Origin of the sequence: Lentzea roselyniae, assembly GCF_039537795.1 — a bacterium.
GTDB classification, from domain to species: Bacteria; Actinomycetota; Actinomycetes; order Mycobacteriales; family Pseudonocardiaceae; genus Lentzea; species Lentzea atacamensis.
Genome location: NZ_BAABBE010000054.1, coordinates 1 through 21,197 on the forward strand (window position 1 = coordinate 1; position 21,197 = coordinate 21,197).

Sequence of the window (21,197 nt, forward strand, 5' to 3'; positions counted from 1 at the left end):
CCACGGCATGCGGCGCCTTCGCATCCGCTGGGAACGCCGCGACGATATTCACGAGGCGTTCCTCGGCCTGGCTACCTGCGTGATCTGCTACCGACACGTCAAAACCCTCTGTTAGGAACTCTAAGCAATGACTCTTTTAACCTCGTCGTCAAAGGAGTCATTGCTAAGGCAGTTGGAGGCGGGCCTGTCGGCCGATATATCAGTTTCGGGTGGTCGGTTCGGGGCTCAGTCCCAGGCGACGGGCATGCGTTCCAGGCCGCCGATCACGAGGCTCGCCCGGTGGGGGAGTTCGTCATCGGGGACGGCGAGGCGCAGCTTCGGGAAGCGGGTGAAGAGGCCGGGAAAGGCGATCTTCAGCTCGATCCTGGCGAGGTGCTGGCCGATGCACTGGTGGATGCCGTGGCCGAACGCGAGGTGCCCGGCCGCGCCACGGGTCAGGTCGAGGAGTTCGGGCTCGGTGTAGCGGGCCGAGTCGTGGTTCGCGGATCGCAGCTCGACGAGGACGGTGTCGCCCTCGCGCACGAGGACGCCGTCGATCTCGACGTCTTCCAGCGCTGTGCGGACGGTGGCCGGAGTCAGGCTGATATATCGCAGGAGCTCTTCGACGGCGGCCTCGGAATCGGCGAGCATCGCGGCGACTCTCGCCTGGTCGCGGAGCAGTTCCAGCGTGCCGAGCGACAGCATGTTCGTCGTCGTGTCGAGGCCGCCGCCGAGCAACGCCATGCCCATCGAGGCCATTTCGTCGTTGGTGAGGTCGCTGTCCGCGTTGACCAGGTCGCTCAGCAGGTCGTCGGTCGGGTTCGCGTGTTTCGCCGCGACCATCTCCAGCATGAACTGCTGGAGCCGTCCGAACGCGGCGAACATCGCCTCCGCCTCGCCGGGCTCCGCGCCGCTGCCACCGGCCAGCAGGACGGCGTCCTGCTGGAACTCCGTGCGGCGCTCGTACGGGACGCCCAGCAGTTCGCAGATCATCAGGGCCGGCACCGGCACCGCGAAGTGCTCCACCAGGTCCGCGGGCAAGCCCTGCGCCGCGAGCTCCTCCAGGTGCTCGGCCGTGATGGCTTCGAGCCGCTCGGCGAGCAGCCGCATCCGCCGGACGGTGAACTGACCGGTCAGCTTGCTGCGGTAGCGGGTGTGGTCCGGCGGGTCGTGGTCGGTGAACGCGCCGGGCGGCGACGGCGGCGCGTCGCCGGGGCTGCCCGGACCGAACGGGTTGTGCATCAGGTCCGGGCGGATGCTGAAGCGGTTGTCGGCGAGCACGGCGCGCACGGTCGCGTAGTCATGTGCTCGTCAGCCGACGTGCCCGTCCGGGTACGTCATCGGGCTGAGTGTCATTGCCTCCCCCTTGCAACGAGATCTTTCTCCTTCTTGCAAGCTAAAAACGTTTGCGGACGAAGTCAAAAGACTCATTGCAATGGCTTGGAGCGCAAGGCACGATGAGGTTGTGCCTGGTAAGCGGCTAGATCAAGAGGAACGGCAGCTCATCGCCCAGTGGCTGTGGGACGGGCTGGGGTACTCCGAAATCGGGAGGCGGTTGCAAAGGCCGGCCTCGACGATCCAGCGGGAAGTGGCTCGCAACGGGGGTCACAACAACTACCGGCCGGGCGCCGCGCACCTGGCGGCGAGCGAGCGGGCGATGCGTCGGATGCCCGCGGTGGAAGATCTCGACGTCGACGACGAGGCGTACTCGTTCGGGCGCAGTCCCGGAGAGGTGCAGGAGTTCCACCTGAGGCTGGTCGCGTCGTTCGTGCAGACGGGCATCCCGAAGACGGCGGCGCGGATCCTGGCCGAGATCTTCATGGTGGACAAGGGCAGCCTGTCGGCGACCGAGCTGGTGCTGCGGCTGTCGGTGAGTCCCGGCACGGTGTCGCGGTCGACGAGCTACCTGCAGGATCTCGGGCTGTTGCGCAGCGAGCGCGACGGCAAGCGCATGCGCTACTTCCTCGACGACGACATCTGGTACCGCGCGTGGTTGAGCAGCGCGGAACGCAACTCCGTGTGGGCGCACACCGCGCTGGAGGGTGCCGAGATCTTCGGTCTCGACACCCCCGTGGGCGCACGCCTCAAGGACATGGGGCAGTTCTTCGCGTTCGTCGTGGTGGACATGGAGTCCACCAGGAAGAAGTGGCTCGACTTCTTCGAGAAGAAGAAGCGAGCCCGCGAGAAGGCCCGGGACAGAGCTACGGGAGACGCCTCAGCACGGTGACAACCTTGCCGAGGATGGTGGCCTCGTCGCCGTTGATCGGCTGGTAGGCCGGGTTGTGAGGCATCAGCCACACGTGGCCGTCCTTGCGCTTGAACGTCTTCACGGTCGCCTCGCCGTCGATCATGGCGGCGACGATCTCGCCCTGGTCGGCGGTCGGCTGCTTGCGGATGACGACCCAGTCGCCGTCGGTGATGGCGGCGTCGATCATCGAGTCACCGACGACGCGCAGCAGGAACAGTTCGCCCTCGCCGACGATCTCGCGCGGCAGCGGGAACACGTCCTCGATCGACTCCTCCGCCAGGATCGGGCCACCGGCCGCGATCCGGCCGACCATCGGCACGTACGCGGGGGTCGGCTTGGACATCGGGTCGAGGCCCGGGTCGATCTCCGCGGGCAGCATCCCGACCGCGCGCGGGCGGTTCGGGTCGCGGCGCAGGAAGCCCTTCCGCTCCAGCGCGCGCAACTGGTACGCGACCGAGGAGGTCGACGTGAGGCCCACGGCCTCGCCGATCTCCCGCACGCTCGGCGGGTAGCCGAAGCGGTCGACCCAGTCACGGATCACGTCGAGCACCTTGCGCTGACGCAGGGTCAGGCCGGCGTTTCCCGCGATCTCGCTCACCTCTGGCTCCACAAGAGCGGGGTCCGGGTCGATCGTCTTGCCTGCCACGGTCGCTGTCCTCCTCGCCGCCCCCAGTTCGAATGGGATTCCGGCATTCCGTCGATCTTCATGGTCGACGGTAGTCGTGTTTGCTGCACAGATCAAACACCTGTTCGAGGTATTTGGGCGCGTGTTGTGGCGTCCGGCGGGTCGGTCTGGTAGAAATTCGCACGGACGTTCGATCGAACCCCTGTTCGATCATGGTGCTTGACCTGCGATGGAGGGCGTCATGGCGGTAATCGTCGAGAAGCGGTTGCGTGTTGTCGAGGACGCGGACGTCGTAGCGGGACGTCCACTCCGTTCGGGTCCTCGTGTCATGCCGCGGCGCCCGGCGACCAAACCGCGTCCGGTCGCGGTGCCCTCGTCACGTGACTCCAGTTCGTGCGACGTCCGGCCCAAGCGTGAGTCCGCGCTCGAACTCCTCGCCGTCGGCGTGCTGAGCGCGTTGACGATCATCGCCCTCGGCGTGCTCTACCTGCAGCAGGCCGGCGTCACCCCGTAAGACCGAAGCGAAACCGAAGCCTCTCGGAAGTGGCCCTGTCCACCATTCGGTGCGACAGACGAGACCATCCCCGGAGGCACCATGGCGAAGCACACCCACCACCGCGGTGACCGCCTGACGTTGCGGTGAGACCCGCGATCATCGGTGTGGTGAGCGCGAACAGCGCCGTTCCCGCGCAGGCCGCTCCCATCACCGGCGTTCAGCCCACGACCGGCATCGCGGTCGCCGTCATCACGCACGATCCACGTGAGGACGAGGCGCCGCTGCCGGACTCCACGCGAGCCGCGCTCGCGATGGACCGCGTACTCGCGAATCCTGCCGAGTCGCCGGTGTCCTATGCGGGTGTGCGGCTGGAAGGTCATCTTCACGCACGTCACCGTCCGCTTGAGCGGCGAGTTGCTGCGCAACGCCACCGAAGGCCACCGCGACGGCGCGTGCACCGGCTCCAACACCAGCGGCAGCTGCTGGAACTACTTCGCCAACACCTCGCTCGTGGAGAAGGCGCACGCCGGAGTGCTCCGCGTGCTGGCTCCCCGATAGAAACACCGAGAGGGAAACGAGCATGAAGATGGGACGAGTCGTCGCGGCCGCGACGATCGCCGTCGGCACCCTGCTGTCGATGACACCGGCGGCCAGCGCCGCCAAGGACGTCGAGGTCTACAGCGACGACCCCGGCGCCAAGGGCGGCATGGCCTGGTTCCGCGCCTACGGAGAGCACTTCGCGGTGTGCGACCGGGACTACGACGACCTCGGCGTGCGCGGCCGCCTCACCTGGACGCACAACGGTGTCAAGCACGAGCGCAAGGTGTGGCACCACACGGGCCACCACCAGGACCCGCGGCTCAACTGCACCAAGTACCCGAACGACATCAACGTCCCCGAGGGCACCACGGTGTACCTGCAGGTGTGTCTGCAAAAGGAGAAGGGCGCTCCGCTCAAGTACTGCGACACCGACACGGGCGAGGCTTAAGAGCACGGTCGTGAGCGGGTGTCACCAACCCCGCTCACGACCGCGCGGTGAGGCCTTCCAGGGTGCGCGTCGCGCGTGCGACGCCGGTGACGTGCCCGGTGTCGCGCCAGATGTGCAGGGCCTCCCGCACCGCGTGTCCGGCCTGCGCGCCCCCACCGGAGGCGGACTCCACGGCGGCGACGGCGAGCAGCGCCTCCGCCTCCAGGAGCCGGAACCCGCCCGCTCGTGCCACGTCGAGGGCGGCGGTCGCGTGCGGCCGCGCCGCCGCCGGATCGGTTGCGGCCAGGACGTGGGCGAGCGCGGCGGACGCCTCCGCCTCCAGACCGCGCAGGCCGGACCGCGTCGCGATCTCCACTGCCCGCACCAGGTGTTCCCGCGCGGACGTCGCGCGGCCCAGCCCGATCAACGCCACCGCCTCGGCCTGCTGGTCGCCGTCCTGACGGGCGCACTCCAGCGCCTCGGCGGCGGTCCGGCGGGCCGTGTCGTGGTCGTCACGGGTGAGGTGGACGGCGCACAGCCCGCTGAGCGCGGTCGCCTCACCGAAGCGGGATCCCTGCTCGCGGAACGACTCCAGCGCGAGCAGCAGCGTGTGCTCGGCGTCGGCGACGTCGCCGAGCGCCAGCAGCACCGACCCGAGGTCCGCCAGGTTGGCGGCCTCCCAGAAAGCGAGAGAATCCTTGCGACACAACCGGACCGACTCGTCGAGGCACTCCCTGGCCTCGGCCAGCCTGCCGAGCTGCCGGTAGTGACAGCTCAATGAGTTCAGCGCGTGACTTTCCCCTGAAGAGTTCCCGAGTTCGCGGAACAGCTCGATCGCGCGGAGGCTGTGCTCGACCGCCTCGGCGAGCCTGCCCGTCCAGTCGAGCATCGACCCGAGGTTCGACACGGCCGTCGCCTCGCACTCGCGCCAGCCGCACGTGCGGCTGGCCCGCGCAGCCTCCTCGGTGTGCGCGACACCGTCGGTGTGCCGGCCCTCGCGGAAGGCTGCGCCGCCCATGGTCAGGCGCAGCAACGCTTCCGCAGCATGCGCCCCGTGCCGCTGGGCCGCCGGCAACAGCACCGACGCGAGCTCCAGCCACTCGGCGCGCCTGCCGTGGTCGTGGAAGAACCGCCGCACCGCGTCGGCCAGGTACCAGACCTGCGGGCGCGGGCCGGTCACCGCGGCCCGCCGCAACGCGGCGACCAGGTTGGGCGCCTCGACGTCGAGCCACGCCACGGCTTCCGCACTGTTCGCGAACCGCACAGGGCTCTCGGCGGGTTCGTCGTCACGGGGGAGCGACACGACCCGCTTGCCCAGCTTCGTCACAGCCGCGTCGGCTGCTGCGAGGTAGCCGGCGAACAGCCTCTCCCACGCGGGCGTGGTCTCCTCGGTGTCCGAGCGCTCCTCGGCGTAGCGGCGGACCAGGTCGTGGAACCGGTAGCGGCCCGGCGCATGCGCCTCGACCAGGTTCGCGGCACTCAGGCCGCGCAGCAGCCGGGTCGCCACGCCTGCGTCGGTGCCGAGCAGCGCGGCCGCGTTGTGCGGTGTGAAGTCCGGTCCGGGTACGACCCCGAGCAACCGGAACAGCCGCTGCTGATCGGCCGGAAGTGCTTGGTAGGACACGGAGAACGCCGTGGTGACCGCGCTCTGCTCCGCGCCGTCGAAGGCGAGCAGAGGGTCGGCGCGCAGCTCCGCGACCGCTGACTCGATGCTCGTGCCGACGTTGGCCGCGGCGATGCGCAACGCGAGCGGATGGTGCCCGCACACCTCGGCCAGTGCGGCCGCGGCAGCGGGTTCGGCGGCCACTCGGTCCGCGCCGAGCGCCGAGACGAGCAGCGCGTGCGAGTCGTGTTCCGGGAGCTGCGCCAGGGTGATCGTGCGAGCGCCGGTGCGGGCGACCAGGTCACCCAGCCGGTGTCTGCTGGTCACCAGCACGCGGCCGGACGACGGCAGGAGTGGCAGCACCTGAGCGGCGTCACGCGCGTTGTCCAGCACCACCAACGCTTTCCGATCCGCAAGCAACGAGCGGAACAGTCCACTTTGGTCGTCCGATTCGGACGGTGTGGCACCGAGCGCACGCAACAGCTGCGCCAAAGCGGCGGTCGGGCTGAGCGGTTCGTCGTCGGCGTCGAATCCGCGCAGGTTCACGTACAGCTGCCCGTCGGGGTAGCGGTCGCGAGCCGCGTGCGCCCACCGAACAGCGAGCGCGGTCTTTCCGACACCAGCGGTGCCGGTGATCAGCCAAACGCCGTCCTCGCCATCCTCCAGCGCGGCAAGCCCTGCGGCGCGACCCGCGAAACCCCGTGTGGCCAGCGGAAGTTCGGCGGGCCGCACTTCGGTGAAGGCCGGGACGGGCGCCTGTTCCTCGCCGCGCAGGACACGCAGCTGCGCGTCCCGCAACGCCTGTCCTGGTTCGATGCCGAGCTCGGACGTCAGCAGCTCGTGGCCCTGGGAGTACACCTCCAGCGCCTCGGCGGTCCGTCCGCACCGGTGCAGCGCGAGCATCAGCGCCGCGCGCAGCCGTTCGCGGTACGGGTGCTCGTCGACGAGCTTGCGCAGGCCGCCGGCCGCTTCCGCGTGGTGGCCCTCGGCGATCTGGAGCTCGTGCAGTTCCTCGACGATCGCGAGCCTTCGTTCGACCAGCGCCGGGCGTTCCAGCTCGGCCAGCTCGTCGCTCACGCCGTCGAGCGGCGTGCCCGTCCACAACGCGAGTGCCTCGCGCAGCCGTGCGATGGCGGCCTCACCGGTCAGCGTCCTGGCGTGGGCGACGGCGTCGTCGAACAGGTCGAGGTCGCGTTCGCCGGGCGCGACCTCGATCGAGTAGCCGGAAGCGCCGCGCGTGATCACGTCGGCGCCGAGCAGTTTGCGCAGGTCGGACACATGCACCTGCAGGCGGCCGCGGGCGCTGCGCGGCGCCTGCTCACCCCAGGTCAGGTCGATCAGCCGGTCCTCCGGCACGACCCGGCCGGGGCTGAGCAGCAGTGCTGCCAGCACCGATGCCTGTTTCGGTCCGGCCGGGCGCACCGGCCCGGCCGGACCGAGGACCGTGACCGGTCCGAGCAGCAGATACCTCAGCGCAGGTCCTTCTCGGCCGTGCACTTCGCGCCGCTGCTGTCGGTGAACTTCACCTCGACCCAGGCACGCCCGGAGCGCGGCACCGACGAGCGGTTGACGGGCACCTCGGCGGCCTCGTCCGACTTCAGGCCGGTCCTCGACCGCGTGAGCACCGTGTTCTGCGTGGCGCCCACGCGGTGGTAGACCCGGACGTGCATCGCACCGGTGTCGGCGATGTACGGACCGGCCGCGCCCCGGCCCTTCCTCAGCCCGTACTCCGCGCCGAGGTCATACCAAAGCGTGAACCTGCCGTTGAAGTCTCCGTCCGTGCACCTGGCGGTCACCGACGCCGTGGCGGCGTGTGCCGCAGGTGTCACTGCGCCGCTCGCGGCGAGCAACAGGGCCACCAGTGCTGCCCTCTTCACCCCAGCCCCCAAGATGATCTCCCTCTGATCGTTGCGCCACCCGAGTGACGCGCCACAGGAATATCACGCGAGCGCCGCCTCGGGGGTTGCGCGAGGGTCACGTGCCGACGCCGGTGCGTAGTAGCCGCAGTTCATCTCGGATTCCTCCATCCGAGTGTCGCCCGACACGCCGTGTCGAGTTGCAACCTCTTGCGTTGCGATCTAGGTTCTACCCCTACATCTAGTGGTTACACCGTTGTAAGTAGTCCACAGGTTGTGGGTAACTCCAACCTGTGCGGCTGCTGCGGCCGGTGCTGCGCCGGGGAGGGGTGAACAGGCGTGCGGTGTCCTTTTTGCCGTCATTCGGACTCGCGGGTGGTGGACTCCCGTGAGGTCGACGAGGGTCAGGTGATCCGTCGTCGTCGCTCCTGCAACAGCTGCAGCCGCAGGTTCACCACGGTCGAAGAAGCGGTTCTCGCCGTGGTCAAGCGCTCCGGGGTGACGGAGCCGTTCAGCCGCGACAAGGTTGTCGTCGGTGTACGCAGGGCGTGCCAGGGCCGCCCGGTCGACGAGGACGCGTTCCAGCAGCTCGCCCAGCGAGTGGAAGAGTCGATCCGGTCGACGGGATGTGCGGAAATCCCGAGTCACGAGGTGGGCCTCGCCATTCTCGGCCCCCTGCGCGAGCTCGACGAAGTCGCTTATCTGCGCTTCGCGAGCGTCTACAGATCCTTCTCGTCCGTCGAGGACTTCGAGAAGGAAATTCTTGATCTTCGCACTGCACGCGCCGCCGAAGCCGGGCAGTGATCCGCGCGCAGCACAGCGCGCGCGTCCACAACTTCTAAGCACCAGCACGAGGGAGATCCACCGTGACCGAGACCGTCGGCGGCTCAGCCAAGAAGACAGCCGCACGGGCGGCTGCCAAGCCTGCCGCGCTGAAGGTCCAGCGCGTCTACACCACCGAAGGCCGCCACCCCTACGACGAGGTCACCTGGGAGCGCCGCGACGTCGTCATGACGAACTGGCGCGACGGCTCGGTGAACTTCGAGCAGCGCGGTGTCGAGTTCCCCGAGTTCTGGTCGGTGAACGCCACCAACATCGTCACCAGCAAGTACTTCCGCGGTGCCGTTGGTAGCGAGAAGCGCGAGCAGTCGCTGCGCCAGCTGATCGACCGCGTGGTGAAGACCTACGTGGGCGCGGGCAAGGAGCACGGCTACTTCGCCTCCGAGCAGGACGCGGAGATCTTCGAGCACGAGCTCACCTACATGCTTCTGCACCAGGTGTTCAGCTTCAACTCGCCGGTGTGGTTCAACGTCGGCACCAGCTCGCCGCAGCAGGTCAGCGCGTGCTTCATCCTCGCGGTCGACGACACCATGGAGTCGATCCTGAACTGGTACCGCGAGGAGGGCCTGATCTTCAAGGGCGGCTCCGGTGCCGGCCTGAACCTCTCGCGCATCCGTTCGTCGAAGGAGCTGCTGTCCTCCGGCGGCACCGCGTCCGGCCCGGTGTCGTTCATGCGCGGCGCCGACGCGTCGGCGGGCACCATCAAGTCCGGTGGCGCCACCCGTCGTGCCGCGAAGATGGTCGTGCTCGACGTCGACCACCCGGACGTCGTGGAGTTCATCGAGACCAAGGCGCGCGAAGAGGACAAGATCCGCGCGCTGCGTGACGCCGGGTTCGACATGGACCTCGGCGGCGCGGACATCGTGTCGGTGCAGTACCAGAACGCGAACAACTCGATCCGCGTGTCGGACGAGTTCATGCACGCCTACGAGAACGGTGGCGACTTCGGCCTGCGCGCGCGTCAGACCGGTGAGGTCATCGAGCGCGTCGACGCCAAGACGCTGTTCGGCAAGCTCGCGAAGGCCGCGTGGGAGTGCGCCGACCCCGGCATCCAGTACGACGACACGATCAACGACTGGCACACCTGCCCCGAGTCGGGCCGCATCACCGCGTCCAACCCGTGCTCGGAGTACATGCACCTCGACAACTCGAGCTGCAACCTCGCGTCGCTGAACCTGATGAAGTTCCTCGGTGACGACGGCAAGTTCGACGCCGTCACGTTCGCCAAGGCCGTCGAGCTGATCATCACCGCGATGGACATCTCGATCTGCTTCGCGGACTTCCCGACCGAGCCGATCGCGGACACCACCCGCAAGTTCCGCCAGCTCGGCATCGGCTACGCCAACCTCGGTGCGCTGCTGATGGCGACCGGCCACGCGTACGACTCCGAGGGTGGCCGCGCGCTCGCCGCGACCATCACCTCGCTGATGACCGGTGTTTCGTACCGCCGTTCCGCCGAGCTCGCGGGCATCGTCGGCCCGTACGAGGGCTACAAGCGCAACGAGACCGCGCACCAGCGGGTCATGCGCAAGCACGCCGCCGCGAACGACCTGATCCGCACGTACCACGCGAACGACTCGTCGGTGCACAAGGTCGCGACCGAGGCGTGGCAGCAGGCGCTGGCGATCGGCACGAAGAACGGCTGGCGCAACGCCCAGGCGTCCGTGCTGGCCCCGACCGGCACCATCGGCCTGATGATGGATTGCGACACCACCGGTATCGAGCCGGACCTGGCCCTGGTCAAGTTCAAGAAGCTCGTCGGCGGCGGCTCGATGCAGATCGTCAACCAGACGGTGCCGCGTGCGCTGAAGTCGCTGGGCTACCAGGAAGAGCAGATCGAGGCGATCGTCGAGTTCATCGGCGAGCACGGCCACGTCATCGACGCGCCGGGTCTGCGCCGCGAGCACTACGAGGTCTTCGACTGCGCGATGGGCGAGCGTTCCATCGCGCCGATGGGCCACGTGCGGATGATGGCGGCCACGCAGCCGTTCCTGTCCGGCGCCATCTCCAAGACGGTCAACATGCCGGAGACCGCCACGGTCGAGGACGTCGAGGAGATCTACTACCAGGGCTGGAAGCTCGGCCTGAAGGCGCTCGCGATCTACCGCGACAACTGCAAGGTCGGCCAGCCGCTGTCCGCGGGCAAGGGCGCGAAGGCCGGCGAGGAGAAGAAGTCCGAGACGGTCGTCGAGTACCGCCCGGTCCGCAAGCGCCTGCCGAAGAAGCGCCCGTCGCAGACCGTGTCGTTCACGGTCGGTGGCGCGGAGGGTTACCTGCACGCCGGTTCCTACCCGGACAACGGCCTCGGCGAGATCTTCGTCAAGCTGGGCAAGCAGGGTTCGACGCTGGCCGGCGTGATGGACGCGTTCTCGATGTCCATCTCGGTGGGTCTGCAGTACGGCATCCCGCTCGAGTTCTACGTCTCGAAGTTCCAGAACCTGCGCTTCGAGCCGGCGGGCATGACCGACGACCCGGACGTGCGGATCGCCACGTCGGTGCTGGACTACCTGTTCCGCCGCCTGGCGCTGGACTACCTGCCGTACGACAAGCGCGCGCAGCTCGGCATCTTCACGGCCGACGAGCGTTCCGCGCAGGTGGCCGGCGAGTACGGCGCGCCCACGTCGTCCGAAGTGGACATCGAGGGTCTGCGTGGATCGGTGGAGGCCGCTCCGGCTCAGGTCGAGTCCTCCGCCCCCAAGCAGGTCGGCAGCTCGACGGAGCTCCTGGAGCTGCACCTGGGCAAGGCGGCTGACGCGCCGCTGTGCATGACCTGTGGCACGAAGATGCGTCCGGCCGGGTCCTGCTACCTGTGCGAGGGCTGCGGCAGTACGTCCGGCTGCAGCTGATCTGATCGCGTGTTGAATGGGCGGCTCCGCGGGGCCGCCCATTCTCCTTTTCCGGGGTGCGCCATGGATTACGTGTTCGCCGGTTATCGGGTGGTGATCGCCGACGACGGCCTGGTGTCGATGAGCGAGTGCATGACGGACATCGTCGGGGCCGACTCGTACAACTGGGAGATGTTCTTCACCGATCGCGCACTGGCCGAGCAGGCGTGCCCGAGTTCGGGGCAGCTGTTCGCGGTCGGGTTTCCCCGCGAGGACGTCCCGGCGCTGCTGGCGGACTTCGAGAAGTTCGAGCCGATCGGCGCGGCCGGCATACCGGACCGGTTGCTCGCCGGGGAACCGATGCCCTGCGGCGACGTGCTCGGTTGTGAGCTCGTCGGCTGGGATTCAGGTCCTTCGGTGTGGCACACGTGGGTGTGTCTCGGCGGTCTGGTGGACGATGTCCGTGACGCGACAGGCGTGGTTCCCGGAGAGCACGGCCTGATCCAGGACGTGGAGCAGGCTCGGCTGGCGGCGCGGTGGCTCACCGCGTCGGAGCTCGGTGATCCCAAGGTCTTCCTGTGGGTGCCCGCGCTGCTCGTCAGACCCGCCGGGTGATAGAACAACCGGAATGCGCTCGTTCGACGACCTACGCGGCTACCTGCTCGGCCAGCTCAACGCCGCTGTCCGCCGCCCCGGCATGTACGGCGGCGAGCCGGTCATCCTCACGTTGCTCGACGCGCTGGCGTTCGCCGACGACCGCACGGACCGGTGGCAGGCCGAGCTCGACGCCTTGGTGAAGCGGGGAGCGGCCAACGCGGCGATGGTGAGCGGCGCCGTGCACGAGGCGCTGGGTCACCGCAGCGAGGACGTCATGGCGTCGGTGTACGCGGATCTCGCGCATCGGCAGGGCTGGCTGTCGCTGGACGCGGACAGCTGGATTCCCGGTGTGCTCGGCGAGTCGGACTGCGTGCTGGACGACGTGATCGCGGAGTACGGCGAGCCGCCGTTGTGGCTGGGCGGCACGAATCCCAAGTACTCGAAGACGCTCGGCTACCCGGACCGGTCGGGGTCGCTCGTGTTCTTCCACTTCATGCCGGAGCTGCGGTTGATGGCCACGCGGCGCGGTGACGGCGGGTTCCGCGACAGCTTCGTCTTCACACCCGCCGGGCACGCGCGTTGACCTTCGCGCGTCCTGAAATGCGTTGCGGGGCAAGATAAACTGACAGACGATGCGCATCGTTCTGCATGCACGTGCGCGCCTGGACCTCGCATACGACTCGCTGAACGGGCTCTCCGTCGGCGACGCTCTGGGCGCACAGTTCTTCATGGTCGGCCGCTCGCTCTCCGACCTCGTGGCAGGCAAGCCGCCACGAGGGCCCTGGGAGTGGACCGACGACACCGAAATGGCCTGCAACCTCGTCGCCGAGCTCCGTGATCACGGTGACATCGACAGGGACCGGCTCGCGGCGACGTTCGCCCACCGCTGCGAGCCCTATCGCGGGTACGGCGCGGGCGCCTTCACCATCCTCCGCAAGATTCGCCAAGGCACGCCGTGGAAAGAGGCGGCCGGCAGCGCGTTCAACGGGCAGGGCTCGTGCGGCAACGGTGCCGCGATGCGGATCGCTCCGCTCGGCGCCTACTTCGTCAACGAGGCGGAAACCCTGACCGCGCAAGCCATCAGAGCCAGCGAGGTCACCCATCAGCATCCGGAGGGCATCGCGGGCGGAGTGGCTGTGGCACACGCCGCGGCCATCGCGGCGAAGGCACGTCTGACCGGCACCGGGCGAGACCTGCTCGGCGGCGTGCTCGACCACCTCGAAGAAGGCTCCTTCGTGCGCAAAGGGATCGAGAAGGCGCGCAAGATCAGGACTGCGGAGGAGGCCGCGTACGTCCTCGGCAACGGCTCCCGCGTGACGGCCCAGGACACCGTGCCGTTCACGCTGTGGGTCGCGGCGCACCACCTCGACGACTACCGCAAAGCCGTCACGACCTGTGTGCAAGCCGGGGGAGACGTGGACACCACCGCCGCGATCGTCGGCGGCATCGTCGGCCGGCCGCCGCTGGAGTGGGTCGCGGAACGTGAGGAGCTCCCGGACTGGGTGCGCCGTTGACCAGGGCGTTCAACCCCAGGTGAGTGATTTATTCATCACGTGTTGAGTTTCTGGCCGAACCCTCGTAGCCTCGGTGTCATGGACGCCTACTGCGTGGATTTCGGGGCCATCGACGGCACGATGCTCGCCGTCGTTGGAGGCAAGGCTGCGAACCTGGGGGAGCTCACCAGGGCGGGACTTCCGGTGCCGCAGGGTTTCTGCGTCACCACGGACGCCTATCGCGCCGTCGCGGAGGCGGACGAGCTGGCGAGCACCACTCCGGAGAACGCCCGCAGGACGTTGCTCGAAACCGCGGTGCCGCAGGAGATCCGGGACGCGATCGTCGCCGAGTACCGCAAGCTCGGCGACAGCGTGCCGGTCGCCGTGCGGTCCAGTGCCACGGCGGAGGACCTGCCGTTCGCGAGCTTCGCGGGCCAGCAGGACACGTTCCTCAACGTCGTCGGCGAGGACGCGGTGGTCGACGCGGTGCGCCGCTGCTGGGCATCGCTGTGGACCGACCGCGCGGTCAGCTACCGCGAAACGAACGGCATCGACCACACCACGACGTATCTCGCCGTTGTGGTGCAACGAATGGTGCAGTCCGCGGTCTCCGGCGTGATGTTCACGGCGAACCCGGTGACCGGCAAGCGCGACCAGATCGTCATCGACGCGAGCCCCGGCCTCGGCGAGGCGGTGGTGTCGGGCGCTGTCAACCCGGACCACTTCGTCGTCGACGGTGCAGAGATCGCCGAGAGGCGCCTGGGCGACAAGAAGCTCGTCATCCGCTCACTGCCCGGCGGCGGCACCGAGCACGTCGACATCGGTGAGAACGAGGAGCCGTGCCTCACCGACGGCCAGATTCACGCGCTCGCCGTCCTCGGCCGCAAGGTGCAGGCCCACTACGGCTCGCCGCAGGACACCGAGTGGGCGATCGACGCCGACGGCGAGCTGCACCTCACCCAGGCGCGGCCGATCACGACGCTGTTCCCGTTGCCGGACAACCCCGACGGCAACGCTCACGTCTACTTCTGCTTCAGTCTCGCGCAGGGACTGGAACGTCCGATCACGCCGATGGGACGCGCGGCGTTCCGCGAGATCTCCAAGTCCGCCTTCGAGATCGTGATCGGCGATCCGAAGAGCAAGTCCTATGTGGAGAGCGGCGAACGCATTTTCTTCGACGTCACCAAGGTTCTGCAGAGCCGAGTCGGCCGTGAGTTCATCACGCGCCTGCTCGGCGTGATGGAGGCGCGCTCCTCCGAAGTGCTGCGCAGCCTGTTCGACGACCCGCGGTTCGCGATCAGGAACTCGTCACCGACGCCTGCTCTCAAGCGTGTGCTGCGGCTCGCAGGCCGCTTCCACGCACCCGTGATCGTGATGAAGGCGCTGACCAATCCGGAGAAGGCCGCGCGGAACGCGTTGAAGATGGAGCGCGAGATCCTCGACAGGTCCGCGAACCTCTCGATCGAGCAGGCGCTGCAGCAGTGCACCGTCCCGGTGCTGCCCGGGCTGGCCCCGACCGCACTGGTCGGGTTCGCCCTGCTCGGGCTCGTCGGCAAGGTCGTGAAGACGAAGCCGGGCGAACTGCAGACCATCCTGCGCGGCCTGCCGAACAACATCACCACCGAGATGGACATGGCGATGTGGGACCTCGCCCAGGAGATCAGGCACGATCCCGTTGCGCTGCGGCAGTTCCAGAACGGCGAACGCCCCGCCGCCCTGGACCGGTTCCTCGCGAAGTGGGGTCATCGGGCCGTGGCGGAGATCGACCTCGGCCTGCCCAGGTGGTCCGACGACCCGGCGTACGTCATCGGCGTCGTGCGGAACTTCCTGCGCCTGGAGGACGAAAAGGCGCACCCGGACGCGGTGTTCGCCCGCGGCGCCGCCGAAGCCGAGGCGATGATCGAGACTCTGGCGCGCCGAGCCCGGGGGCGCGGCTGGTTCGTGCGCTTCGCGTTGCGGCGCACCAGGTTGCTCGCGGGCCTGCGCGAGTACCCGAAGTACCTGATCATCACCCTGTTCGGCGTGCTGCGCAAGCGCATCGCGCAGGCCGGTGACCAGCTCGTCGCGGATGGCCGCCTCGACAGCGCGGACGACGTGTTCTTCCTGAACTTCGAGGAAATGCGCTCCAGGGAAGGGGATCTGCGCTCGGTGGTCGCGTCGCGGCGTGAGGTCTACGACCGCGAGATGCGGCGCCGGCACATCCCGCGCGTGCTGCTGTCCGACGGCACTGAGCCGGAAGCGGTGCACCACGGGGTGGTGGCCGAGGGCGACCTCGTCGGCACACCGGCGTCGGCGGGCACGATCACCGGCATCGCGCGGGTCGTCATGGACCCGGTCGGCGCGCACCTCGAGCCCGGCGAGATCCTCGTGGCACCGTCGACGGATCCCGGTTGGACGCCGTTGTTCCTGACGGCGGGCGGCCTCGTGATGGAGATGGGTGGTGCGAACTCGCACGGTGCGGTCGTCGCCCGGGAGTACGGGATCCCTGCGGTGGTGGGGGTCCGGGAGGCCGTGACGCGGATCAAGACCGGCGAGCGGATCACCGTGGACGGCAGCACGGGCGCGGTCACCACACTCGCCGATGAACCGGTTGAGGTCTCGTAGTGCCAGCTGGACGCGTAATCTCGGGTTTGTGGCTGAGTCCAAGGGTGAGCTGAACAAAGTCCAGCAGGGCATCGCCGACTACCTGCTGCGCGCCGGTGTGGACGGGTTCGGCCCGTTCAAGAGTGCCCGCGACGCCGCGTCCGACGCCCTGGTCAAGAAGGGCAGCGAGGCCGACGCGATCAAGCACCTCATCCGCACCCACGTGGCGCTGGCCGGCGCGCAGGGCTTCATCACGAACCTCGGCGGCCTGATCACACTGCCCATCTCGCTGCCGTCCAACGTCGCTGCTGCCTACGTGATCCAGACGCACCTCATCGCGTCCATCGCGTCGTTGCGCGGCCACGACGTGGACAGCGAAGAGGTGCAGACGGCCATCCTGCTGTGCCTGCTCGGCAATGCCGGAACCGAGCTGTTCAAGAAAGTCGGCATCAAGCAGTTCACCAAGAAGGCCGCGTCGGCGCTCATCACAAAATACGGTACAAAAAAGCTCGGCACGGTCGTGGTGAAGGGTGTTCCGATCCTCGGCGGCGTCATCGGCGGTGGCGTCGACGCTGCCTCGACCCGAGCGGTCGGCGCATTCGCCAATCGCTACTTCGCTCGCACGGACGTGTTGCCGGGGGTCGTCGACGGCGAGGTGCTGTCCGTGGAGATCGAAGAAGCGGACGGAACGGCCGATTCGCGCTAACTCAGCCGGTCGAGTGCGGCACTGAACGCATCCGGCTGGATGTGCACACCACCGCTGAAAGGGTTCTGCATCTGGTAGATGGCGAACAACAGCAGAACCAGCGTCGAACTCAGCGTGATGGTGATGAGCAGCTGAGAGATGAGGTTCGGTCCGCCGAACAGGTACGGGAACAGCAGTGAGAGCGCGGTGCCGATCAGCAGCGCGAACCACACGACCGGGTTGACGCCGTTGCCCGCCGCGTCCAGCCGCTCCTGCCTGGCCTCGTAGACCCCCCAAAGCTGGTTCGCGGCCTCGGCCTTGCGGTCCTCCTGCCAGCCGCCGTCCGGTGCGGCCGCCGCGATGGTCTCCCTGAGCTGGTTCAACGTGGTCCAGCCCTTGTTGTCCACGTCCTCGCCCTCGCGCATGCGCGGCCACTCCTCGTCGACGACGGTGGAGACGTAGGTGCGGATCAGCTGCTCCACTTTCGACTTGGCGGGTTCCGGCAGCGAGTCGGACGACCAGTCGATGGCGACGAGCGAGTTGGCCTCCCTCTGCACCTGTTCCTCCGCGTTGTTGGACGCGTCGAACAGGGAGATGAGGATGAAGGCGGCCAGAACGGCGTGCAGGCCCGCGACGATGCTGAACACCGAACCGCCGGCGCCGAGGTTCTTCTCGCCGACTTCCTCCGAGCCGAACCGACGTGTGATGACGACGATGATGGCGGACAGTGCGGCCGCACCGAGAACCCAGAGCAGGCCGGTGATGTGAATGCTCAATTCGGCTCCTTTCTGGTGTGGGATTAGACCACGGTCTACTGTGGCCGGTACAGCACGGTCTGGTTAACGAGTAATGGTCAGGTGGGAATGCGCGGCAACAGCAGAACAACCCGGTTGTCGTATTGGACTGCTCCATTCCGGTGGGGGCGGAATATGTGTGCCTTGGGCGCCGTCTCGTCCCTTTTGGTGCTTTCCGCGCCGTTCACCAGCACGGTTGCTCATGCTGCACCGGCGAACTGTGACGCATTTCAAGTCCGTTCATCCCATCGAGGCGCACTCTCGACGTTCACAAAACTCGACGTTTCCTCCGGTGGGGTGACGGAAGTAGCTCGCTTGGACTACGCGGTCAACGCACTGGGGTACTCAGCGGCGTTGGGCCGTTTGGTTGGTCTCACCTCCAAGGGGCACCACTGGTGGAAGAGCCCGTCACACATCGTGCTGATCGACACGCAGGGCGTGGTCAACGACCTCGGACCCGTCGACGCGCACTGGTTCCGCACCGACGACGTATCTGCCGGCGCGGTCGTCGGCACCACGTTCTACGTGCGCGACAACGCCCGCCTGCACGCGATCGACATCAACCCGGACAGCGCTACGTACCTCAAGATCGTGCGGACCGTCGTGCTGGACTGGCCCGCTCTCGCACTCGACGACTTCACGGTCAACCCCGCGAACGGCCACCTGACCGGAGTGTCCGCGGCGGGCTGGGGTCCCGGCGAGGTCGTGTCGTTCGACCCGGTGTCCGGGCGGGTGCTGAGCAAGACGGAGATCCAGGACCTGCCAGGCAAGTCGACGTACGGCGCCGTCGTGATCGACGCCGCAGGCACTGTCCATGCCGTCAACAACGGCTACAAAGGCCGCAGCCGCGTCTACCGGATCACAGGCAGTGCCGCGGTGGAACTGTCGGCGGGCCCGCAGATGAGCATGATCGACGCGGCGGGCTGCCTGCCGCAACCGATGCGCCCGCGCATCGAACCACCCGCTCCGCGCCTCGAGGTTCCGCCGCCGCCTCCTGCCCCCGAACCGCCGACTTCAACCCCGGCGCCCGCGCCCGCTCCCGCTCCGGTTGTCCCGCCGCCTCCGGTGACGACCACAACCCAGCCGCCCGTGCCACCGCAGCCGGTGCCAGTGCGGGCCGCGCGGAAGAAACCCGAGCCCCGCAAGGACCTTCCGGTGGAGGCCGAGACCACGCCGCTCACGAAGTCCCGCAAGTGGGCGATGGTCACGATCATCCTGGTGATGCTGGGCGCCTCCGCGGCCGCCGCTCGAGCCCGCGGATAAATCAGTTGGCGTGACGTGACGGCGTCGCTACCGTTGCGGCATGTTCTTCATCTGATGAAGCCCCGCGGCGCTCTTGACGCTGCTGTCGCGACCTTGTTGTCGCCCAGGTGACCCCTCAGCGGGTCCTTCTCCACGGCCTTCTTCCGCCGTGTCCTTGCACGCCCTCTTCGTGAGGAGGCTTTCGCATGCCTGCCAACACCCCGCCCGAGCCGACCAACCGCGCCGCCCGCCGTGCGCAGAAGCGCGTCAAGCAGGACCAGAACACGCACTTCCAGCTGCCGCAGCAGCGTGTTCCGGTGGTCCACCCGCGCCAGTTCGCGACCCGTCGCCGCGGAGGATCCGCGTAGCCGACGCCGAACCAGGCGCGACACCGCAGGGGACACGTTCGTTCGAGTGCGTCCCCTGCTCTCTTCGTGGGCTTGATCTCCCGCTCTGTCCGAATCCGATCTAGCCTGTGGTGCTACCGGACCGACAGGATCGGAGGCGCCAGATGAGGATCGCTGACGTTTTGCGGGCCAAGGGATCGGCGGTCGCGACGATCGACCCGGACGTACCGGTCACGGAACTGCTCAGAGCGCTCGCCGAACACAACGTCGGCGCGATCGTCGTAGTCGGCTCGTCCGGCGTCGAGGGGATCGTGTCCGAGCGAGATGTCGTGCGCCGTCTGCACGAATCCGGCGCTGACCTGCTGTCTTCACCGGTGTCGGCGATCATGACCACCGACGTGTTCACTTGTTCGCCATCGGACACCGTAGACAGTCTGACGGTCGTCATGACCGAACGACGCTTCCGCCACGTGCCTGTTCTGTCCGACGGGCAGCTGGTCGGGATCGTCAGCATCGGTGACGTCGTGAAGAGCCGCATCGGACAGTTGGAGCAGTCGCAGGACCAGCTTCAGGCCTACATCGTCCAGGGCTGATCGCCAGCCTGCCTACGCTTGATCGGGTGAATCCTTCTTCGGACGGCCCGCGCTGGTAGAGGTCGCGCCAGGAGTTCACGCTTCGCTGCTTGCTCGTCGACACCACGTCCACCGAGGCGCGCAACCGCGCGTTGTTCGCTTCGGTGGGCGTCGCCGACCGGCCTGCTCGCCGTCGGCCTCTGTCGAATTCCTCTGCTCGTTCAACGCTGTCGTCGTGGTGCCCGGTGACGACGAACCCGCTTCTCGCCCGGTGGGAGTCCGATTGCCTGCTCGGCAACCTCCACCGCGCCTACCGCGAACTCGACGGCAAGCCTCTCACCGAACGCTTCGAACTGCTTCGCGTCTGGTCCGACGTGACGGAACTGCACGCCGGACCGATCGCCTGCCACGCCTAGCGCCAACTAATATATCGGTCTATCAAACCGCTCTTGACCTGCTGCTTAGCAATGAGTTTTGGACGACGAAGTCCAAAGACTCATTGCAAAAGCAGGATTCGCGTTTCAGCCGGTGCGGTTGACGTTGGGGTCGATGCCAGGCGGCTCGGGGACGTTCTCGGTCTTGGTGCCCGACGGCATCGCCCACATGAAGGCGCGCATCATCGCGTACTGGATCTTCAGGCCGGTACCGACGTCGCCGGACTCGACGACCTGCTTGAGTGCGGCGAGGATGCCCTTCCAGGTGGAGTCGACCTTGTCGAGTCGCTCGACGCCCTCGGGCCAGCCCGAGTTGCGCAGTGTGACGCGCGTGCCGCCGTCGACCTCTTCGAGCTCCCACGAGACGACGGTCCACGGGTCGTCGCGCATGGTGAGCCGCTGGGTGTGGGAGAGGAGTCGCGGCGGGTCCACCTCGACGACGCGGCCGACGACGAACACTCGCTTGCCGTCGGTCGACCGGTAGTACAGCGGCGCGCCCGGCTCGAGCTTCGAGTCGAGGACGGCGTCCATCATGGCGCGCTGCTTGCCGTCGAGTTTGGTGATCTCGGCCCACACCTTCTCGATGGGTGCGGCGATCACGATGCTGTGCAACAGCTCGGTACCGGGTTCAGCCAACGTCCTCATCCTCTCCTCCGGCGCTCTCGACCGCGTGCTTCAGGCCGACCAGCGCCGCTGCCCAGTTCTCCTCGTAGTGCGCGACCCACCGCTGGTGGATCTGCTGGATGGGCACGGGATTCAGGTGATTGACCCGCTTCCGGCCCCGCGGCTCCACGAGTACCAGATCGGCCTCGCGGAGCACACCGAGGTGCTGCATGACGACGTGCCGGCTCGTCTCGAGCGCCTCCACCAACTCGCCCGTGGTGCGTGGACCGGAGCGCAGGACGTCGAGAATCGCGCGCCGCAACGGGTTCGCCAGGGCGCGCCAGACAGCGTCATCGTCATGTGGCATCTTCATTACGTAATACTTTTAGCACTATGTCTGTCACAAGT

At 67.8% G+C, this 21,197-nt stretch carries 22 protein-coding genes and 1 pseudogene; 16 read left to right on the top strand and 7 right to left on the bottom strand.

Annotation, left to right across the window (positions count from 1 at the left end; all coding sequences use genetic code 11):
* Positions 1–115: pseudogene (locus ABFX45_RS43270) on the top strand (IS5/IS1182 family transposase); the annotation flags it as partial.
* A gap of 110 nt (positions 116–225) precedes the next feature.
* Here ABFX45_RS43270 and ABFX45_RS43275 read toward each other — a convergent pair.
* Positions 226–1,260 (bottom strand): cytochrome P450, encoded by a 1,035-nt coding sequence (locus tag ABFX45_RS43275; RefSeq protein WP_346136912.1) that lies wholly within the window; start codon positions 1,258–1,260, stop codon positions 226–228.
* 184 nt (positions 1,261–1,444) lie between these two features.
* Between ABFX45_RS43275 and ABFX45_RS43280 the strand changes: the two genes are divergently transcribed.
* Positions 1,445–2,206, top strand: a complete 762-nt coding sequence (locus ABFX45_RS43280; RefSeq protein WP_346136914.1) for a GbsR/MarR family transcriptional regulator — start codon at positions 1,445–1,447, stop codon at positions 2,204–2,206.
* Here ABFX45_RS43280 and lexA read toward each other — a convergent pair.
* On the bottom strand, positions 2,181–2,858 hold the full coding sequence (gene lexA, locus ABFX45_RS43285; RefSeq protein WP_211337647.1) for a transcriptional repressor LexA: 678 nt from the start codon (positions 2,856–2,858) through the stop codon (positions 2,181–2,183). The genes ABFX45_RS43280 and lexA overlap by 26 nt on opposite strands.
* Positions 2,859–3,093: 235 nt before the next feature.
* Here lexA and ABFX45_RS43290 point away from each other — a divergent pair, with 235 nt between their 5' ends.
* The 3 genes from ABFX45_RS43290 to ABFX45_RS43300 all read left to right on the top strand — a co-directional run bounded on the left by ABFX45_RS43290 (position 3,094) and on the right by ABFX45_RS43300 (position 4,336).
* A complete protein-coding gene (locus ABFX45_RS43290; RefSeq protein WP_146771912.1) occupies positions 3,094–3,366 on the top strand; it encodes a hypothetical protein in 273 nt (90 codons plus the stop codon).
* Positions 3,367–3,708: 342 nt separating this feature from the next.
* Positions 3,709–3,906: a hypothetical protein gene (locus ABFX45_RS43295; protein ID WP_146771913.1), complete on the top strand. Its 198-nt coding sequence runs from the start codon at positions 3,709–3,711 to the stop codon at positions 3,904–3,906.
* Between the two features lie 22 nt (positions 3,907–3,928).
* Positions 3,929–4,336 (top strand): hypothetical protein, encoded by a 408-nt coding sequence (locus tag ABFX45_RS43300; protein WP_346136915.1) that lies wholly within the window; start codon positions 3,929–3,931, stop codon positions 4,334–4,336.
* Between the two features lie 34 nt (positions 4,337–4,370).
* Here ABFX45_RS43300 and ABFX45_RS43305 read toward each other — a convergent pair whose 3' ends face one another.
* A complete protein-coding gene (locus ABFX45_RS43305; protein WP_346136917.1) occupies positions 4,371–7,415 on the bottom strand; it encodes an AfsR/SARP family transcriptional regulator in 3,045 nt (1,014 codons plus the stop codon).
* Entirely contained in the window at positions 7,388–7,807 is a 420-nt protein-coding gene (locus ABFX45_RS43310) for a hypothetical protein (protein ID WP_346136919.1), read from the bottom strand. Before ABFX45_RS43310 ends, ABFX45_RS43305 begins: the two co-directional genes overlap by 28 nt.
* Before the next feature lie 306 nt (positions 7,808–8,113).
* Between ABFX45_RS43310 and nrdR the strand changes: the two genes are divergently transcribed.
* The 7 genes from nrdR to ABFX45_RS43345 all read left to right on the top strand — a co-directional run bounded on the left by nrdR (position 8,114) and on the right by ABFX45_RS43345 (position 16,818).
* A complete protein-coding gene (gene nrdR, locus ABFX45_RS43315; RefSeq protein ID WP_109640480.1) occupies positions 8,114–8,578 on the top strand; it encodes a transcriptional regulator NrdR in 465 nt (154 codons plus the stop codon).
* Positions 8,579–8,640: 62 nt separating this feature from the next.
* Entirely contained in the window at positions 8,641–11,460 is a 2,820-nt protein-coding gene (locus ABFX45_RS43320; RefSeq protein WP_109640479.1) for a vitamin B12-dependent ribonucleotide reductase, read from the top strand.
* Positions 11,461–11,523: 63 nt separating this feature from the next.
* Positions 11,524–12,054, top strand: a complete 531-nt coding sequence (locus tag ABFX45_RS43325) for a hypothetical protein (protein WP_346136922.1) — start codon at positions 11,524–11,526, stop codon at positions 12,052–12,054.
* Positions 12,055–12,067: 13 nt separating this feature from the next.
* Entirely contained in the window at positions 12,068–12,619 is a 552-nt protein-coding gene (locus ABFX45_RS43330) for a hypothetical protein (protein WP_109640477.1), read from the top strand.
* Positions 12,620–12,668: 49 nt separating this feature from the next.
* Positions 12,669–13,550, top strand: coding sequence for an ADP-ribosylglycohydrolase family protein (locus tag ABFX45_RS43335; protein ID WP_346136924.1), 882 nt, complete (start codon positions 12,669–12,671; stop codon positions 13,548–13,550).
* Between the two features lie 78 nt (positions 13,551–13,628).
* Positions 13,629–16,133 (top strand): PEP/pyruvate-binding domain-containing protein, encoded by a 2,505-nt coding sequence (locus tag ABFX45_RS43340; RefSeq protein WP_346136926.1) that lies wholly within the window; start codon positions 13,629–13,631, stop codon positions 16,131–16,133.
* A gap of 28 nt (positions 16,134–16,161) precedes the next feature.
* Entirely contained in the window at positions 16,162–16,818 is a 657-nt protein-coding gene (locus ABFX45_RS43345) for an EcsC family protein (RefSeq protein ID WP_109640474.1), read from the top strand.
* On the opposite strand, the gene ABFX45_RS43350 is transcribed toward ABFX45_RS43345, so the two are convergent.
* Complete coding sequence (locus ABFX45_RS43350; protein ID WP_346136928.1) at positions 16,815–17,573, bottom strand: bestrophin-like domain; 759 nt, start codon at positions 17,571–17,573, stop codon at positions 16,815–16,817. The two genes, ABFX45_RS43345 and ABFX45_RS43350, sit on opposite strands and share 4 nt — an antisense overlap.
* A gap of 315 nt (positions 17,574–17,888) precedes the next feature.
* Between ABFX45_RS43350 and ABFX45_RS43355 the strand changes: the two genes are divergently transcribed.
* The 4 genes from ABFX45_RS43355 to ABFX45_RS43370 all read left to right on the top strand — a co-directional run bounded on the left by ABFX45_RS43355 (position 17,889) and on the right by ABFX45_RS43370 (position 20,168).
* Positions 17,889–18,854, top strand: coding sequence for a DUF6923 family protein (locus ABFX45_RS43355; protein WP_346136930.1), 966 nt, complete (start codon positions 17,889–17,891; stop codon positions 18,852–18,854).
* A 185-nt stretch (positions 18,855–19,039) separates the two neighbouring features.
* Complete coding sequence (locus ABFX45_RS43360) at positions 19,040–19,201, top strand: hypothetical protein (protein WP_170155226.1); 162 nt, start codon at positions 19,040–19,042, stop codon at positions 19,199–19,201.
* Positions 19,202–19,344: 143 nt separating this feature from the next.
* Entirely contained in the window at positions 19,345–19,773 is a 429-nt protein-coding gene (locus tag ABFX45_RS43365) for a CBS domain-containing protein (RefSeq protein WP_112229262.1), read from the top strand.
* 89 nt (positions 19,774–19,862) lie between these two features.
* On the top strand, positions 19,863–20,168 hold the full coding sequence (locus ABFX45_RS43370; RefSeq protein WP_346136932.1) for a hypothetical protein: 306 nt from the start codon (positions 19,863–19,865) through the stop codon (positions 20,166–20,168).
* 105 nt (positions 20,169–20,273) lie between these two features.
* Here the strand turns inward: ABFX45_RS43370 and ABFX45_RS43375 are convergent, their stop codons facing one another.
* Both ABFX45_RS43375 and ABFX45_RS43380 read right to left on the bottom strand, forming a co-directional pair.
* Positions 20,274–20,831, bottom strand: a complete 558-nt coding sequence (locus ABFX45_RS43375; RefSeq protein ID WP_346136934.1) for an SRPBCC domain-containing protein — start codon at positions 20,829–20,831, stop codon at positions 20,274–20,276.
* Positions 20,815–21,156, bottom strand: coding sequence for an ArsR/SmtB family transcription factor (locus ABFX45_RS43380; protein WP_211337635.1), 342 nt, complete (start codon positions 21,154–21,156; stop codon positions 20,815–20,817). Before ABFX45_RS43380 ends, ABFX45_RS43375 begins: the two co-directional genes overlap by 17 nt.
* Positions 21,157–21,197 lie beyond the last annotated feature (41 nt).